This is a genomic window from Paragemmobacter straminiformis (assembly GCF_014243445.1).
Classification (GTDB): domain Bacteria; phylum Pseudomonadota; class Alphaproteobacteria; order Rhodobacterales; family Rhodobacteraceae; genus Paragemmobacter; species Paragemmobacter straminiformis.
Genome location: NZ_JACLQD010000002.1, coordinates 225952 through 243409, shown reverse-complemented (window position 1 = coordinate 243409; position 17458 = coordinate 225952). Strand labels below are relative to the sequence as shown.

The 17458-nt window shown below is 67.9% G+C and carries 14 protein-coding genes; 7 read left to right on the top strand and 7 right to left on the bottom strand.

What is annotated here, in order from left to right:
* Positions 1 to 32: 32 nt before the first annotated feature.
* Positions 33 to 2474, bottom strand: coding sequence for a GcvT family protein (locus H7F16_RS06985; protein WP_185796866.1), 2442 nt, complete (start codon positions 2472 to 2474; stop codon positions 33 to 35).
* A 123-nt stretch (positions 2475 to 2597) separates the two neighbouring features.
* Between H7F16_RS06985 and H7F16_RS06980 the strand changes: the two genes are divergently transcribed.
* Positions 2598 to 3449: a LysR family transcriptional regulator gene (locus H7F16_RS06980; protein ID WP_185796865.1), complete on the top strand. Its 852-nt coding sequence runs from the start codon at positions 2598 to 2600 to the stop codon at positions 3447 to 3449.
* A 103-nt stretch (positions 3450 to 3552) separates the two neighbouring features.
* Here the strand turns inward: H7F16_RS06980 and H7F16_RS06975 are convergent, their stop codons facing one another.
* Together H7F16_RS06975 and H7F16_RS06970 are read right to left on the bottom strand one after the other, a co-directional pair.
* Complete coding sequence (locus H7F16_RS06975; protein WP_185796864.1) at positions 3553 to 4239, bottom strand: UTRA domain-containing protein; 687 nt, start codon at positions 4237 to 4239, stop codon at positions 3553 to 3555.
* A complete protein-coding gene (locus H7F16_RS06970; protein WP_422121108.1) occupies positions 4236 to 5639 on the bottom strand; it encodes a formimidoylglutamate deiminase in 1404 nt (467 codons plus the stop codon). The genes H7F16_RS06975 and H7F16_RS06970 overlap by 4 nt, the downstream gene beginning before the upstream one ends.
* Positions 5640 to 5673: 34 nt before the next feature.
* On the opposite strand from H7F16_RS06970, the gene hutI reads away from it, so the two are divergent.
* The 3 genes from hutI to hutU are packed head-to-tail and all read left to right on the top strand — an operon-like array spanning position 5674 to position 10079.
* The gene (gene hutI / locus H7F16_RS06965; protein WP_185796863.1) at positions 5674 to 6870 is read left to right on the top strand and encodes an imidazolonepropionase; all 1197 of its coding nucleotides are present in this window, start codon (positions 5674 to 5676) and stop codon (positions 6868 to 6870) included.
* Positions 6860 to 8389 (top strand): histidine ammonia-lyase, encoded by a 1530-nt coding sequence (gene hutH / locus H7F16_RS06960; protein ID WP_185796862.1) that lies wholly within the window; start codon positions 6860 to 6862, stop codon positions 8387 to 8389. The genes hutI and hutH overlap by 11 nt, the downstream gene beginning before the upstream one ends.
* Before the next feature lie 4 nt (positions 8390 to 8393).
* Complete coding sequence (gene hutU, locus H7F16_RS06955; RefSeq protein ID WP_185796861.1) at positions 8394 to 10079, top strand: urocanate hydratase; 1686 nt, start codon at positions 8394 to 8396, stop codon at positions 10077 to 10079.
* A gap of 39 nt (positions 10080 to 10118) precedes the next feature.
* Here hutU and H7F16_RS06950 read toward each other — a convergent pair whose 3' ends face one another.
* Positions 10119 to 11066, bottom strand: coding sequence for a PHP domain-containing protein (locus H7F16_RS06950; RefSeq protein WP_185796860.1), 948 nt, complete (start codon positions 11064 to 11066; stop codon positions 10119 to 10121).
* A 127-nt stretch (positions 11067 to 11193) separates the two neighbouring features.
* Between H7F16_RS06950 and H7F16_RS06945 the strand changes: the two genes are divergently transcribed.
* Positions 11194 to 11706, top strand: a complete 513-nt coding sequence (locus H7F16_RS06945; protein ID WP_422121107.1) for a flavin reductase family protein — start codon at positions 11194 to 11196, stop codon at positions 11704 to 11706.
* Positions 11707 to 11808: 102 nt separating this feature from the next.
* Positions 11809 to 12168, top strand: coding sequence for an ArsR/SmtB family transcription factor (locus H7F16_RS06940; RefSeq protein WP_185796859.1), 360 nt, complete (start codon positions 11809 to 11811; stop codon positions 12166 to 12168).
* Here H7F16_RS06940 and H7F16_RS06935 read toward each other — a convergent pair.
* Genes H7F16_RS06935 through H7F16_RS06925 form a run of 3 tightly spaced genes read right to left on the bottom strand, consistent with a single transcriptional unit; the run spans position 12165 to position 15338 of the window.
* The gene (locus H7F16_RS06935) at positions 12165 to 12899 is read right to left on the bottom strand and encodes an SDR family oxidoreductase (protein ID WP_185796858.1); all 735 of its coding nucleotides are present in this window, start codon (positions 12897 to 12899) and stop codon (positions 12165 to 12167) included. The two genes, H7F16_RS06940 and H7F16_RS06935, sit on opposite strands and share 4 nt — an antisense overlap.
* Positions 12900 to 12903: 4 nt before the next feature.
* Positions 12904 to 14550 (bottom strand): glycosyltransferase, encoded by a 1647-nt coding sequence (locus H7F16_RS06930; RefSeq protein WP_185796857.1) that lies wholly within the window; start codon positions 14548 to 14550, stop codon positions 12904 to 12906.
* Positions 14547 to 15338, bottom strand: coding sequence for a hypothetical protein (locus H7F16_RS06925; RefSeq protein ID WP_185796856.1), 792 nt, complete (start codon positions 15336 to 15338; stop codon positions 14547 to 14549). The genes H7F16_RS06930 and H7F16_RS06925 overlap by 4 nt, the downstream gene beginning before the upstream one ends.
* Positions 15339 to 15464: 126 nt before the next feature.
* Here H7F16_RS06925 and H7F16_RS06920 point away from each other — a divergent pair, with 126 nt between their 5' ends.
* Positions 15465 to 17390, top strand: coding sequence for a glycosyltransferase family 2 protein (locus H7F16_RS06920; protein WP_338401974.1), 1926 nt, complete (start codon positions 15465 to 15467; stop codon positions 17388 to 17390).
* Positions 17391 to 17458: the final 68 nt, after the last annotated feature.

Below are 17458 nucleotides of genomic sequence, written 5' to 3'. Positions count from 1 at the left end.
CGCGGGGGGCTGGCCCCCGCTCCCGCCGCCCCTCAGGCGCGCAACCGCTCGTTCTTCGCGTCCCAAAGCGGTGCATCCTCCTGCACCACCGCCGGGCAGCGCCTGCCGAAGATTTCCACCTCGACCCGCGTTCCCGCCACGTTCAGGTCCGCCCGCAGCATCCCCAGCGCGATCACCTTGCCGACACGGTGGCCGAAATAGCCGCTGGTGGTTTCCCCCACGACCTTCCCGTCATGCCAGATGGTCGACATGTAGGGCGGGTCGCAATCGCCCGCCTCGATGGTCAGCGTGACGAAGCGCTTGCCCACCCCCGCCTGCTTCTCTGCCGCCAAAGCAGCCTTGCCGCGGAAATCGGGCTTGGTCCAATCGACGAACCGCTCCAGCCCGCCCTGCAAGACCGTGTAATCGGTCGAAAGATCGCCCTTCCACGCCCGATAGCCCTTTTCCACCCGCAAGCTGTTCAGCGCGAACATGCCAAAGGGGCGCAGCCCGACCGGCTTGCCCGCCGCCACCACCGCATCATAGACCGCTGCCGTATCGGCCACGGGGGAATGAATTTCCCACCCCAGCTCGCCCGCGAAACTGACACGGAACAGATAGACCTCCGCCCCCGCGATCCGCGCCTTCTGAAAGGTCAGCCAACCCTTGGTCAGGTCGGCATCCGAACAGGCCGCCAGCACCTCGCGCGATTTCGGCCCCGTCAGGATCTGGCACGACCACTGGTCGGTCGCATCGAACAGGCTCAGCCCCGGCGCCATGTGCCGCAACAGCCATTCCTTGTCATGCAGCTGCGCGGTCGCGGCGGTGATCAGCAGGAACTGCTCCTCGCCCATCCGTGCCACCGACATCTCGGTGACGATCCGCCCCTTGTCATCGGCGAAATAGGCCAGCCCCAGCCGCCCGACCGACGGCAGCTTGCCCGTGATCTGCTCTGCCAGCCACTCCGCCGCCCCGGCCCCCGTCAGCATGAAGCGCGAGAACCCCGGCAGATCGAGTATCCCGCAAGCATCGCGCACCGCCAGACATTCCTCGCGCACCGCACCGAACCACGGCCCCTCGCGGTCCCATGTCCGCTGCGCGGCCTCGGATGTGTCATCCCCCTCGCGCGCATACCACAACGCCCGCTCCCAGCCGTTGTAGGGGCCGAACTGCGCCCCCGCCGCCGCCACACGGTCATGCACGGCAGACAGCTTCTTGCCGCGCCCCACGGGCCATGCGTGATGCGGGAAGTGGATGGCATATTCGTGCCCGTAAACCTCCATCCCTTTCTTCACGCAATAGTCGCGGTCCTCGAAACCGGTGAACCGGCGCGGATCGCAAGACCACATGTCCCATTCCGTGGCGCCCTCGGTCACCCATTCGGCCAGCACCTTGCCCGCGCCGCCCGCCTGACAGATGCCGAAGGTAAAGACGCAGGCCTCGAAGGCATTCGGCACACCGGGCATCGGCCCGATCAGCGGGTTGCCATCGGGCGTATAGGGGATGGGGCCGTTGATCACCTTGGTCAGGTTCGCCTGCGCCAGCAGCGGCACGCGCTCCATCGCGTCGTTGATATGCCATTCCAGCCGCTCCAGATCGTCGGGGAAAAGCTGGAAGCTGAAATCCTCGGGCATCGGATCGTCAGGTGTCGCCCAATGTGCGCGGCAGGGGTTTTCATAGGGGCCAAGGTTGAAGCCCATCTTTTCCTGCCGCAGGTAATAGCTGCTGTCCACATCGCGCAGCAGCGGCAGCTTGTGGCCCGACTCCCTGGTCCATGCCTCAAGCTCGGGGATCGTGTCGAAAAGCATGTACTGGTGGCTCATCACCATCATCGGCAGATCGCGCCCGAACCACTTGGCCACCTCGCCCGCATAGTAGCCCGCGGCATTGACAACAATCTCGCAGCGGATCTCGCCCTTGGGGGTCGAGATGACCCAGTCCTCCCCCTCGCGGCGCACGCCGGTTGCGGGGCAGAACCGCTCGATCCGCCCCCCCATCTGCCGCGCCCCCTTGGCCAGCGCCTGCGTCAGCTGCGCGGGGTCGATGTCGCCGTCATAGGGGTCGTAAAGCGCCCCCGTCAGCCCGTGCGTCTCGACGAAAGGATAGCGCGACCTGATCTCGTCGGGCGACAGGATGGTCAGGTCCATCCCCTGATAGCGCCCCATCCCCACCACGCGCTGGAATTCCTGCAACCGCTCCTTGCTGTGACCCAGCCGCACCGATCCCGTGACATGGTAGTTCATCGGGTAATCGACCGCCTCGCCAAGCCCGCGGTAAAGCTGCGCCGAATAGCGCTGCATGTTCATGATCGACCAGCTCGACGAAAACGTGGGCACGTTGCCCGCCGCATGCCATGTGCTGCCCGCCGTCAGCTCGTTCTTTTCCAGCAGCACGCAATCGGTCCAACCCGCCTTGCACAGGTGGTAAAGCGACGACGCCCCCACCGCGCCCCCCCCGATGATGACAACCCGCGCGCGGTTCGGAAAATCGGCCATCTTGCACTCCCTGCCCGCCCTCTGCGCGGGGCGGCTTTCGCGGCGCATGGTGCCCCAGCGACGGCCCGCTTTCAATTCGGAGCGGGACGGGCTATTGATCGGATAACCCGATTAGGCGCGCCCATGCAGATCGACCAGCTCGACACCTTCCTCGACCTTTGCGAAACCCGCAGCTTCAACCGCACGGCGGACCGGCTCGGCATCACGCAATCCACCGTCTCATCCCGCATCGCAGCACTGGAAGCGGCACTCGGCGCGCGGCTCTTCACCCGCTCGCGCGCGGGCACCGACCTTACCACCGAAGGCGCGCGCTTCGAGGGGCATGCCCGCACCCTGCGGCACGAATGGCATCAGGCGCGGCGGCGCATCCAGGTTCCCGACCGCGCCGCGCATCTGGTGCGTCTGGGCATCCAGAACGACCTTGCCGCCCAGCACATCGGTGAATGGATGGCCGATTTCCGCCGCGCCCTGCCCGATACGGCCTTCTACATCGAACCCGACTATTCCAACCAGATGTGCGCCGACGTCCTGACCGGCACGCTCGACTTCGCGGTGATGTATGCGCCAAAACCCCATCCCGACCTGCATTTCTCGGAACTGGGCGAGGTGAGCTACCGCATGGTCAGCACCGACACCGACCGCCGCGCGGGCGTGAACCCCGAAACCTTCATCTTCGCCCATTTCTCCCCCGCCTTCGAGGCGATGCACCGCGACCTGACACCCGAGCTTGCCGGAAGCCCGATCTCGGTCGGCCAAAGCGCCACCGTCGCCTCGCTTCTGGGGGCCATGGGCGGGGCGGGCTATGTGCTGGAACGCACCGCCGCCCGCATGGTCGCGACCGAAGGCTTTTCCGAGGTCACCGATGCCCCCGTCCTGCGCCAGCCCGTCTATGCCGCCATCCACCTGCGCCACCGCACCAGCCCGATGCACCGCCGCCTGAACCGCATCGTGCAGCGCAGGCTCGCCGGGCGCTAGACGCGGCGCCCCCCTTCCTCTTGCCCGAAATATCCTCGGGGGGAGCCGCGGCACGCGGCGTGGGGGGCAGACAGCCCCCCGCGATCCGCCACAGGGGCTGCGGTCAGACCATCGTGACCATGCGATAGCCCGGCGCATGGATCAGCCGCACGAAGGTGATGGCGGTCTCGGTGGTAAAGGTCGTCCGCTCGGTGACGAAAAGCGCTGCCCCCTGCGCCACGCCCAGCACCTCGGCGCTGCGGGCATCGGCCGCTTCGGCGGCAAAGGCGATGTCGCCCGTGGCAAAGGCGACATGGGTCACCAGCCATTCGTTCACGCTGACGGCCGCGAAATCGGGGCGCGGATCGGGCAGATGCGCAGGGTCAAGCCAGCGCGTCTCGTGGGCATAGGGCTTGCCATCGGCCAGATGCAGGGTCTCGAGATACAGCTTCTCCGCATCGGGGGCCCAGCCAAGCTGGCCCGCCACAGGCAGGGGCGGCACCGCCATGCGCATGGCCAGCAGCCGGAAGGAATGGCTCTGCCCCCGCGCCTCGACCTCCTGGCGGATCACCGGAATCTCCAGCGTCGCGCGCCGCACCGGCAGCAGCGCCACCCGCGTGCCCGCCTTGCGCCGCCGTTCCAGCAACCCCGCCTCGGCCAGATCGCGCAGCGCGCGGTTCACCGTCGCCCGGGCCACGCCGAATTCCGCCGCCAGCGCCTCTTCCCCCGGAATCAGCGCCCCCGGCGCCCAAAGGCGCGCACGGATGCGGCGCAGCACCTCGGCGCGGACATCTTCCCACCCCGCGATCACAGCCGCGTCCGCAGCTTGCCCATCACCGCGCGGAACCGCGCCTGCACGGCAGCGCGCGCGACATGCCGCCCGCCCTGCACGATATGCCGCCCCGCCGACCACAGATCGGCCACCAGCCGGTCATCCCCCGCAAAGATGAAGGCGTCCAGCAGGTCATCGCCCGCCAGCCCCTCAAGATGCAGATGCCCGGTGTCGAGCGCCACCAGATCGGCCCACATGCCCGGGCTGATGGCCCCGGCCGCGCGCCCTGCCGCCTGCGCGCCCCCCTTGACCGCCCCCTCGTAAAGCACGCGCCCCGTCGAACGCTCGGCCGTTGCCAGCACCGCCCGCCCGCGGTCGCGCAGGCGTTGGGAATATTCCAGCAGCCGCAACTCCTCGGTCAACGAGATGCGCACATTGCTGTCGGAGCCAACGCCGAAAGCCCCGCCCGACACAAGATACCGCGCCCCGTCGAAGATGCCGTCGCCCAGATTCGCCTCGGTGATCGGGCACAAACCCGCCACCGCCCCCGACTGCGCCAGCGCCGCCGTTTCGGCAGGCCGCATCTGCGTGGCGTGAATCGCGCACCAGCGGGCATCGACATCGGCCTGCGACAGCAGCCATTCCACCGGCCGCGCGCCGGTATGGGCCAGAACCTGTTCGACCTCGGCCATCTGTTCGGCCAGATGGATATGCAGCGGCCCCCCCAGCGTTGCGGCAAAGCGCAGGCCCTCGCCCGTGACCGCCCGCAGCGAATGCGGGGCCACCCCCAGAACCGCATCGGGCAAAGCGGCAATCGCCGTCCCCGCCGCCTGCCAGAGCTTGCCGAAACGCTCGGGATCATTGCCAAAGCGCAACTGCCCCGCCCCCAGCGCCCGCCCGTCCAACCCGCCCTGCTGGTACAGCACCGGCAGCAGCGTCAGCCCCAGCCCCGTCGCCTCGGCCGCCGCCGCGATCCGCCCCGCCATTTCGGCCAGATCGGCATAGGGCGCCCCGTTGGGCCGGTGGTGCAGGTAATGGAACTCGGCCACACCCGCGTAACCCGCCTCGGCCATCTCGACCATGACCTGCGCCGCGATCGCCTCGACATCCTCGGGCGTCAGCCGGTCGAGGAAGCGGTACATCAGATCGCGCCATGTCCAGAAACTGTCCGCCGTGGCCCCGCGCCTTTCGGTCAACCCCGCCATCGCCCGCTGGAAGGCGTGGGAATGCAGGTTCACCGGCGCGGGCAGCAGGCAACCGACGCTTGCATCGGCCGCCCCGTCCGGCTGCCCCCTCCCTTGGCCCGCCGCGTCCACCGAAACGATCCGCCCTCCGTCCACCCCGACCACGACATTCCGCGCCCAGCCTTGGGGCAAAAGGGCGGTTTCGGCGAAAAGGCGCATGGGAACCTCGCTTGACGGATCATTATGTATAGACATAATAACGTCACATCTGGACATAAGGCAAGGCGTCATGGCGATTCTGCTCACCGATCTGACGGCGGCGACCATGCAGGGCGGCTACGGGCTGCTCCCCGATGCCGCCATCGTCATGGATGGCGCGATCCGCTGGATCGGCCCCCGCGCCGACCTGCCCGCCGAATACGGCGCCCTGCCGCACAGCGCGCTCGGCGGCCGCCTCGTGACGCCCGCCCTGATCGACTGCCACACGCATATCGTCTTTGGCGGCAACCGCGCGGCGGAATTCGAACTGCGCCTGCAAGGCGCAAGCTACGAGGAAATCGCCCGCAAGGGCGGCGGCATCCTCTCGACCGTCACGGCCACGCGCGCCGCCACCCCCGAGGCGCTGGTCGCCGCCGCCCTGCCGCGCCTCGATGCGATCATGGCCCAAGGGGCGGGGACGGTTGAAATCAAATCCGGCTACGGGCTGACGGTGGCGGACGAATTGAAACTCCTTCGCGCCGCCCGCCACCTTGGCACGCTGCGCCCCGTGACCGTCACCACCACCCACCTTGCCGCCCATGCGATCCCGCCCGAATACGCAGGCCGCGCCGATGCCTATATCGACGAGGTGGCGATCCCCTCGCTTGCCGCCGCCCATGCCGAAGGACTGGTCGACGCGGTCGACGCCTTTTGCGAAGGCATCGCCTTTTCCCCCGCTCAGGTCGAACGGCTGTTCGCCCATGCCCGAAGCCTCGGCCTTCCGGTCAAACTCCACGCCGAACAACTCTCGGACCTTGGCGGCGCGGCCCTTGCCGCCCGCTTCGGCGCGCAATCGGCGGACCACCTCGAATACCTCTCGGCCACGGGCATCGCCGCGATGGCCGCCTCGGGCAGCGTCGCGGTGATCCTGCCCGGCGCCTTCTACACCCTGCGCGAGACGCAGATGCCCCCCGTCGCGGCCCTGCGCGCCGCAGGCGTGCCGATGGCCGTGGCGACCGATTGCAACCCAGGCTCCTCGCCCATGACCTCGCTTCCCTTGGCGATGAACATGGCCTGCACCCTGTTTCGCATGACGCCCGAAGAGGCGCTTCTTGGCACCACGGCCCATGCCGCCCGCGCGCTTGGCCTTGCCGATCGCGGCACCCTTGCCGCAGGCCAGCGCGCCGACCTTGCCGTCTGGAGCGCCGACCACCCCGCCGAACTTTCCTACCGCATCGGGGCCGAAGCCCTGCACGCCCGCTACATCGGAGGCCGCCTTGTCGCCTGAACTTCTGCACCCCGGCGAAACCACCCTCGCCCAGCTCGAACGTCTTTACCGGACCGAAGCGCCCGCCGCCCTCGCCCCCCATGCCCGCGCAGGCGTCGAGGCCGCCGCCGCCCGTATCGCCGCCGCCGCCGCGGGCGATGCGGCGGTCTACGGCGTGAACACGGGGTTCGGCAAACTCGCCTCGCTCAAGATCGCGGCCAAGGACACGGCGACCCTGCAACGCAACCTGATCCTGTCGCATTGCTGCGGCGTGGGCGACCCCATGCCCCGCCCCGTCGCCCGCCTGATGATGGCGCTCAAGCTTCTTTCCCTCGGGCGCGGCGCATCCGGCGTGCGCTGGGAGGTGGTGGCCCTGATCGAGGCGATGCTCGCCAAGGGCGTGACACCCGTCATCCCCGCCCAAGGCTCGGTCGGCGCATCCGGTGACCTTGCCCCCTTGGCCCATATGGCCGCCGCCATGATCGGCGCGGGCGAGGCCGAGTTCGCAGGTCAGGTGAAGCCCGCCGCCGAAGCCCTTGCAATGGCAGGTCTTTCCCCCGTCACCCTTGGCCCGAAAGAGGGGCTTGCCCTCATCAACGGCACCCAGTTCTCGACCGCCTATGCCCTTGTGGGCCTGTTCGACGCATGGCGGGGCGCGCAGGCGGCGCTGGTCGTCTCGGCCCTTTCGACCGATGCGATCATGGGCTCGACCGCCCCCCTTCACCCCGAAATCCACAGCTTGCGCGGCCATGCGGGGCAGATCGAGGCGGCAGCCACGCTGCGCGCCCTGCTCGACGGCTCGGTGATCCGCGAAAGCCATGTGACGGGCGATACCCGCGTGCAGGACCCCTATTGCATCCGCTGCCAGCCGCAGGTCACGGGGGCCGCGATGGATGTGCTGCGCCAAGCCGCCCGCACGCTGGAAATCGAGGCCAACGCCGCCACCGACAACCCGCTTGTCCTGTCGGACGGGCAGATCGTCTCGGGCGGCAATTTCCACGCCGAACCCGTGGGCTTCGCCGCCGACATGACCGCGCTTGCCATCAGCGAGATCGGCGCCATCGCCCAACGCCGCGTGGCGCTGATGGTGGACCCGACGCTCTCCTTCGACCTGCCGCCCTTCCTGACGCCCAACCCCGGCCTCAACTCGGGCCTGATGATCGCCGAGGTCACCACCGCCGCCCTGATGAGCGAGAACAAACACCTCGCCCATCCCACCGTGACCGACAGCACCCCCACCTCGGCCAACCAAGAGGACCATGTCAGCATGGCCGCCCACGGCGCGCGCCGCCTGTCGCGCATGAACGCCAACCTCTCCGTCATTCTGGGCGTCGAGGCGCTTTGCGCCGCCCAAGGCGTCGAATTCCGCGCCCCGCTCACCACTTCGGCCCCGCTGCAAGGGGTCGTCGCCCGCCTGCGCGCCGATGTGGCGACCCTTGGCGATGACCGCTACCTCGCCCCCGACCTGAACGCCGCCGCCCGCCTGATCGCCAATGGCGACCTCGCCGCCGCCGCGGCCCTGCCCCTTCCCCAACTCTGAGGCCATGATGAACAAGCGCCACAACCTCCGCGACATCTTCCCCGCCACCGGAACCGAGATCACCGCCAAAAGCTGGCTGACCGAAGCGCCCATGCGGATGCTGATGAACAACCTGCATCCCGACGTGGCCGAAAACCCGCATGAACTGGTGGTCTATGGCGGCATCGGCCGTGCCGCCCGCACGTGGGAGGATTTCGACCGCATCGTCGCCACGCTGAAAACGCTGAACGACGACGAAACCCTGCTCGTGCAATCGGGCAAGCCCGTGGGCGTGTTCCGCACCCACAAGGACGCCCCCCGCGTGCTGATCGCCAATTCGAACCTCGTGCCGCATTGGGCGACATGGGACCATTTCAACGAACTCGATAAGAAGGGTCTGGCGATGTATGGCCAGATGACCGCAGGCTCGTGGATCTACATCGGCACCCAAGGCATCGTGCAAGGCACCTACGAGACCTTTGCCGAAGCGGGCCGCCAGCATTACGGCGGCAACCTCAACGGCCGCTGGATCCTGACGGGCGGCCTGGGCGGCATGGGCGGGGCGCAACCGCTGGCCGCCGTCATGGCAGGCGCCTGCTGCCTCGCGGTCGAATGCGACGAGACGCGCATCGATTTCCGCATCCGCACCAGATACTTGGACGCCAAAGCTCAGACGCTTGACGAAGCCCTTGCCCTGATTGCCGACTGGACAGCCAAGGGCGAGGCGAAATCCGTGGGCCTTCTCGGCAACGCCGCCGACATCTTCCCCGAACTCGTCGCCCGCATGAAGGCAGGCGGTCCCCGTCCCGACATCGTCACCGACCAGACCTCGGCCCATGACCCGCTGCACGGCTACCTGCCGCAGGGCTGGAGCGTGGCCGACTGGCGCGCCAGACAGGAAACCGACCCCAAGGCGGTGGAAAAAGCCGCCCGCGCCTCGATGCGCACCCATGTCGCCGCGATGGTCGATTTCTGGAACGCGGGCGTGCCCACGCTCGATTACGGCAACAACATCCGTCAGGTCGCACAGGACGAAGGGCTGGAAAACGCCTTCGCCTTCCCCGGCTTCGTGCCCGCCTATATCCGCCCGCTCTTCTGCCGTGGCATCGGCCCCTTCCGCTGGGTCGCTCTTTCGGGCGACCCCGAGGATATCCGCAAGACCGACGCCGCGATGAAGCGCCTGTTCCCCGACAACACCCACCTGCACCGCTGGCTCGACATGGCGGGCGAGCGCATCGCCTTTCAGGGCCTGCCCGCCCGCATCTGCTGGATCGGTCTGGGCGACCGTCACCGCGCGGGGCTGATGTTCAACGAGATGGTCGCAAGCGGCGAATTGAAAGCCCCCATCGTGATCGGACGCGACCACCTCGATTCAGGCTCCGTCGCCTCGCCCAACCGCGAGACCGAGGCCATGAAGGACGGCTCCGACGCCGTGTCGGACTGGCCGCTTCTGAACGCACTGCTGAACACCGCTTCGGGGGCCACATGGGTCTCGCTGCACCACGGCGGCGGGGTGGGCATGGGCTATTCGCAACATTCGGGCATGGTGATCGTGGCCGATGGCACCGAAGATGCGGCGCGGCGTCTTTCGAACGTGCTGTGGAACGACCCTGCCACCGGCGTCATGCGCCATGCCGACGCGGGCTATGACATCGCGCTCGACCATGCCAAGGCCATGAACCTCCGCCTGCCGGGCATTCTGGGCAACTGACCGCGAAAAAGGGGGGCGCAAAGCCCCCCGACCCCGCCGTCACACGCGCGGATTGCCCGCATCGACCTCGCGCCAGAACGGGTTCGACCAGGCCCGCTTTCCCGCCGCATCGATCACCGACACCCGCAGCCACGGGCTGTTGAGCAAGCGTTGCAGCGGCACTTCCGTCCGCGTCATCGAATGCCCGTGAACACCCTTTGCCCCCGTGCCCCATCCCTGCACGATGACCGACGCGACGGCCGAGCTTTCGACGACCACCACATCCCCCTCGATCCGGACATCGCGCAATTCCGGGCCCTGGCTCGAATAGAACTCGCCCCGCTTCAACGCCGCCAGCAGGGCCGCAGGCTCGTTCGCTTCCGATTTCACCATGACCCAGCCGCCGAAATGGTCAGGCTCCGAGAAATGCGCGTCATCGGTGGCGATCATGCTCAGCTTGCGCCCCTCGGTCAGCAGCAGGTCGGCGATGGCAAAGCCGTCGGGCCGGTCGCACCCCGTGGCGCAGCCGTGGTTATAGACCTCGACCGCATGGGCCGCCGTGACCGCCCGCGCATCGGCCAGCGTCAGCCCCGACCATTGCGGATGGGCGATGGCGACAAAGGCCCCCGCCGCCACCGCCCGCGCCGCGATCTCGGCCGCGCTTTCCTGATCGGCGCGTGGCACGAAATCGGGGCTGTTCGACGGCGCGAAATCGGGCGGCAGGCCCACGGCAAGGATATGCCACAACTCGCCGTTCGCCATCGCCCCCGAATGCAGCTCGGCCCCCAGAATCGTGGTGAACCCCTCGGCGCGGAACGGCACGGTATCGACGATGGGATAGCCCCACATCCCCACGAAATGGTCGGTCAGCGCCAGAAAATCATAGCCCTCGGCACGATAGCGGCGGCACACTTCCTCGGGCGAGAGCACCCCGTCCGAACGGGTGGAATGCGTGTGCAGGTTGCCGCGCCAGAAACGGCCCGGTGCGGTGAATGCGGAAAGGCGCATGCGAGTCTCCCTCGGTTGTCGCGGCAGAGCCTATCCATGCGAACGCAAAGGTCCAGTGACAGCGATCGCCCATTGCCGTGGCGGACTTTTCCCTTATGTCAGGGAAACATAACTCCAGAGGCCGTCCGTGCAGAGTATCGACCACCCGCAAGACGCGGAATTCCAGCCCGCCACATCCGACCCGCGCCTCTTGCGCGACGCGCTTGGCCGCTTTGCGACCGGCGTGACCGTGATCACCTGCCTCACAAAGGACGGCCCCGTCGGCATCACCGCAAACAGCTTCGCCTCGGTCTCGCTCGATCCTGCGCTGGTGCTTTGGTCCATCGCGCGCAGCTCGTCGCGTTTTGCGTCCTTTTCGGCGGCGCAGAACTTCGCCATCCACATCCTCGGGGCCGATGAACGCGACCTCGCCGCCCGCTTCACCCGTGGCGGCGCGGGGTTCGAGGGGCTGCCCCTCGCCGCAGGGCACGGCGGCACCCCTCTCATCGGCGGCACGCTGGCGCGGTTCGACTGCGCGCTCGACCGCGCGCTCGACGGCGGCGACCACCTGATCCTGCTTGGCCGCGTTCTGGCAGCCAGCTTCCGTCAGGGCGCGCCGCTCGTCTTTTCCCAAGGCCACTTCGGCGGCTTCGCGGCCTGAAAGGCCAAAGCGCGCGGGGCGAGACGCAGAACCCCGCCTCTCGCCCCCTTGCGCCGCCTGTGCTATGCAAGGGGGGCAAAATCCCATCGCAACCGGTATTCCATGCCCCCGACCGCCATCCCGACGTCCGCCCAAATCGCGCCCGACGCGCCGGTTCCGCCCGACGCCATGACCGCGCGCGCGACCGAGGCTGCCGATTTCCTCAAGGCCCTCGCGCATGAGGGGCGGCTGATGATCCTGTGCCATCTCTCGGCGGGAGAAAAGTCGGTGACCGAACTCGAACGCCTGCTCGACAGCCGTCAGGCCGCCGTCAGCCAGCAGCTTGCCCGCCTGCGCCTCGAAGGGCTGGTCTCGGCACGGCGCGACGGCAAGGCAATCTACTACTCGATCGAGGACCCCAAGGTCCGCAGCACCATCGCACTGGTCTATGACATGTTCTGCGGGCCGGCCAAGGCCGGTTAACCCCGACCGATAAAGGGCATGTCCCGCGCCATGATCGTCAGGAACGGCACGTTCACCGAAAGTGGCAAGCCCGCCATGTGCAGCACGGCATCGGCGACATGGGCCACATCCATCACCGGCTCGACCTTGATCGACCCGTCCGCCTGCGGCACGCCCTTGGTAAAGGCCGCCGCCATATCGGTCATGGCATTGCCGATGTCGATCTGCCCGCAGGCGATGTCGAACCGGCGTCCGTCCAGCCCCAGCGTCCGCGTCAGCCCCGTCACCGCGTGTTTCGACATGGTATAGGGCGCCGACCCCGGTCTTGGCACATGGGCCGAGATCGAGCCGTTGTTGATGATCCGCCCGCCTTGCGGCGATTGCCGCCGCATCAGGCCAAAGGCCGCGCGGGCGCAAAGGAACATGCCGGTGATGTTCACCCCCGAAAGCTGCAACCAATCCTCGACCGCGATCTCGTCGATGGGGGCTGCGGGCAAGGACTGGCCCGCGTTGTTGAACAGAACGTCCAGCCGCCCGAACCCGGCCTCGAGCGTTGCGAAAGCCGCCTCGACCTGCCCCGCATCGGTCACGTCGCAGGGCAGCACCAGCGCATCCGCCCCCGCCGCCGTTTCCACCAGCGCCCCCTCGCGCCGCCCGAGCAGCGCCACGCGCCACCCTGCCGCCATGAAGGCCCGTGCCGTGGCGCGCCCGATGCCGCTTCCGGCACCGGTGATCAGGATCGTCTTTGTCATGGGATCATCCGATGAAGTCGTATTTCAGCAGCCATAGCAGGCAACGCTCGACCCGTGTTACCGGAATTTGCAGCCCCGCCGCAACTTCCGCCGCCGTGGCCCCGCCGGCCGCTTCCGCCACCGCCACCAGAACCCGCTCGACCAGCGCCAGCGGCTCGAACTCGCGGCCCGTCTTGGCATAGTCGCGCAAGGCCCAGACCTCGGCCAGCCCCGCCGTCACGGGGCGCGGCGCGTATCTGTGCGGCGAATCCTTGGCAAGATGGCCCGAGGGGAAGCTGTCAAACATCACCATCGGCGACGGGGCGACCGGCATGTGATGGGGCGAAATCGGGGGGTGCCGCGCAGGGTCCGCCGCCTTGCGGATCGCGGCCAGCTCGGCAAACAGGTCCTGCATTTGCGGAATGATAACCGACCAGTCGAACACCCCCCGCGCCCGCGCCAGCGCCGCAGCCCCCATCCGCGCCCGCAGATCGGGGTTCTGCATCAGGGCGCGCACCGCCCGCGCCATTCCGGCAACCGAAAGCTCGGTCATCGCCGAATTCTGGCTGAGGTATTGCACGTAATTGTCCGTGCCCCCCGCATGGCGCAGCCCGTAAAGCGTGGTATGTTCCGCCCGCCCCCCCAGCGTCGGAATGCGAAAGCCCGAAGCCTCGTCCACCGTATCCCGGATCCCGTCCCAGTCCGAGGCGACGACCGGCAACCCCGCCGCCATCCCCTCGACCGGCGCAAGGCCAAAGCTTTCCTGCAAATTGTCGATGGGAAACAGGAACATCTGCCCCGCCGACAGCGCCGCCCGCCGCAGCGCGGCCCCCTCGTGCGGCAGATGGTGAAAGCCCACATCAGGCATCAGCTTCGGGGCGGCACTCTTGAACACCCGCTCGGAATAGCCGTCGGGGAAATTGCCGTAAAGCAGCAGATGCAGCCTTTGCCCCGTCCCTGCCTGCGCCTGCTGCAATGCCAGATAGACAGGCAGCGGGTCGAACTTCTCGTGCGGGCTCATCCGCGCCACGATGGTCGCGACGATATCCCCCTCGGCGATCCCCAGCCTTGCCCGCAGCGCCGCCCCTGCCGCGGGGTCGGGCGCGAAATCGTCGCAATCGATCCCCAGCGGCAGCACCGGCATTTGCGGGCGCGGCGGCACCCCGCCGAAACGGCGCTTCAGATGCGCGTCGATCAGGTCGAACTGCACCGACAGCGCCGAATGCACCGCGCGCGAGGTGCAGATCACCGCGTCCCATTCCGTCTGCGGCGCCGCCCGCAGATGCCAGAACCCCTCCATCACCGCCTTGGTCGAGATGGTATGGGTGATCCCGCAAATCGAATAGCGCGTGGCCCCCCACAGCTCGCGCCGCCATGTTTCCGGCGCGTAGTTGGGGCCCGAGAAATAGACCGTCCCCACCGGATCGATCGCGCGGGCATCATCCAGACGCACGGGGCGCACGGGGGCCGTGACCCCGCAATCCGCCGCCAGCCTGCCAAAGGCATCGGCATCGGTCGGCCCATAGGTCAGCCCGACGAATTCCTCGACCGCCGCATGGCGGAAGAACCCGCGGATGAAGCTCTCGCCCGCCATCCGCCGCCCGTTGACGCCCTTTTTCGGGTCGAACCCGTCCGGCGCGAACCAGATGGCCGCGTTGCGATCCCGGCTCATGCCCCGGCCCTCCGCCGCATCCACAGCCACGGGGTCGGCGTGGACCGCCACTCCCACATCAGCAGCAACCGGTCGAGATCGCCCAGCTCCTGCGTCCAGTCGGGCATTCCGCTGTCATCAAGCCTGCGGTCGATCCGCAGCACCTCATGCGTGGGCGAAAACCGCCCCGTCAATTGCGCCAGCAACCCCGGACGCATCCCCTCATGCACCTCGACCAGAATGTCGGCATGGCGCAGGTCGGGGGCAGCCACGGGGTCGAGCAACTCTCCCTCGGCCCCCTCGATATCGCAGACAACGACCGTCCTTTGCCCCGCGCAGATGGCGAAATCGGCATGGTTGAACGCGCCGCCGATCTCGACCCGCTCCGAAAGCCCGTTCGCCGCCGCCATCGCGGCACAGGCCTCGCGCGCCTTGGGGTCGACGTCGCGCGCCAGCACCCGCGCCGCAGGCATACGCATCGCAAGCCCCGTGGCGTAATAGCCCTCGGCGCTGCCGACATCGACGACCAGCCCGTAGCCGCCCGCCACGATCTCTTCGACCACCTTGTGCAAACCCGCCTCGTAACAGCCGATCAGCCGCGCGTTGCGCGACCCTTCCGATGCCCGCACCGCATAGCGCAACCCCTTGAACGGCCCCGAAAGCACCACCTCGCCCGAGCGTTTTACAAGCGTGTTCTCCAACACCTGCGCGCGCCATTTCGCCAGATGCCGCAGCGCCGCGTTCAGCGCCCCCATCGAAGGTTCGCCCTTCAGCAATTCGCCCAGACGGCGCGCGACCGCTTGGGTCATCGGGGTAGTCATCGCAAGACCTCACTCATAAAATCCGGCCCATGCTAGGGGCGGCCCCGCCGAAGGGCAAGCGTGCCAAGGCTTGACGCAGCGGCGCAGCCATGGGCATCAAAGGGCGGGCAGGAAGTGGATACCGGTTTGAACGCGGGCATGAAGGCGGAACGCAAGGCAAAACCCCCGCGCGGTGCATCGGCCCTGTTCGGAACCGTGCCTTTCGGCGTCAAACGCCACATCAGCCCGCACGGGCAGGTCACCGCCGTCTCGATGATGAAGGACGAAGGCCCCTACGTCATCGAATGGGTCGCCCATCACCTCGCCGTCGGCTTCACCGACCTTGTCGTCTATACCAACGACTGTTCGGACGGCACCGATGACATGCTGATCCGGCTGGAAGAGCTTGGCCTCGCGCATCACCGCCGCAACGTCATTCCCGAAGGCATCCGCCCGCAACCCTCGGCGCTCAACCACGCGCAGGAAGAACCGGTCGTGTGCGGCTCCGACTGGGTGATGGTCTTCGACGCAGACGAGTTTCTCTCGATCCGCCACGGCGACGGCACGCTCGACAGCCTGATCGCCTCGGCCCGCGCGCAGGACGCCAATGGCATCGTGGTGACATGGCGCATCTTCGGCTCGGGCGGGGTGGTCGACTGGTCGCGCGCCCCCGTCACCGAACAATACCTGCTTGCCGCGCCGCAGGACTGGAACAAGGGATGGGGCGTCAAGACCCTGTTCAAATTCGATCCCGATTACTGGAAACTCGGCATCCACCGCCCCAAGATGAAGAACCGCCACATCGACACGCCCTTTCCCGACACGGTGAAATGGCTCAACGGGTCGGGCCGCGTGATGGAGGATTACTTCAAATTCCGCGGCTGGCGCTCGATCACCCGCACCGTGGGATATGACTGGGTGCAGCTGAACCATTACGCGGTGAAATCGGTCGACAGCTACGCCATCCGCAAGCTGCGCGGCAACGTGAACAACAAGAAGGACAAGTACAATTCCGACTACTGGTCGCTGCAAGACCGCAACGAGGTGCGCGACGACACGATGCTGCGCTACACCGACCGCCGCAACGCCCTGATCGACGCGCTCTTGCAAGACCCGGTCCTGAACCGCCTGCACCACGCCGCCGTGGCGCGGGCCGAAGCGCGCCTTGCCGAGATCAAGGCCACCGAAGCCTATGCCGCCCTCGTGGCCGACCTTGCCCGCGCCTCGGCCGTGCCGATCAGCGAAATCACCGCCAAGCCCCCGCAGGCCCGCGACCCCGAAAAGATCGCGGCCCTGATGTCCGAGGTCGAAAAGCGCCGCAGCGCCAAGGCGAAAGAGGACCGCAAGGCCAACCCGCCCGAAAAGCCGCCCGCCCTGCCCTCGGGCCTTTACCGCGCCACGCCCGATGATCCGGCGGGTGACATCCCGCTCGACTGGGTCCGCAACCACAGCGTCGAGTTGCCCGCCGATCCGCGCGTCTTTACCGCCCCCGCCCTTGCCGCCATCGCGGCGGGCAAGTTCGAACGCGGCCTTGCCCGCCGGATGCCGCAGGTGCTGCCCAAAGGGGCGGTGGTGCTGGACCTTGGCGCGGGCTGCGGCTTTCTTGCCGCCCATCTTGCCAGCCTCCGCCCCGACCTGACGCTTCTGCTGCACGAGGATAGCCCCGCCCTGCGTCTGCTTTGCGGGCGCATCCTCGAACGGAACGGCCGCGCGCCGTCCGACCGCCTGCGCCTGATAGGCCCGTTCGGTGACCCGTCCAATGACCTGTCCAATGACACGTCCCCTGCCGACCGGCTGCGCGCGCTTGTGGCCGAACATCGTCCCGCGGCGCTGATCCTGTCAGACCCCGCGATAGGGCCCGACGCCCTTGCAAGGCTTCTGCCCGCCCTTTCCCCCCTGCCCGCGCAACTCTTCCTGTCGGGCCGCTGGATGGAGGCGTGGCACAAGGACACCCCCGCCGCCGAGGCCGCACTTGCCGCAAACGGCTGGCACGGCCCGCAATGGGGCTTTGACCCTGCGCTCACCCGTGGCTACGGGCGTGTCGCCGCTCCCACACCCTGACGCGCAACCCGCCTTGCGCCCTGCGAAAGGTTGGACAGCGCCCCGCCCTTCGGTCATTCTTCGCACCA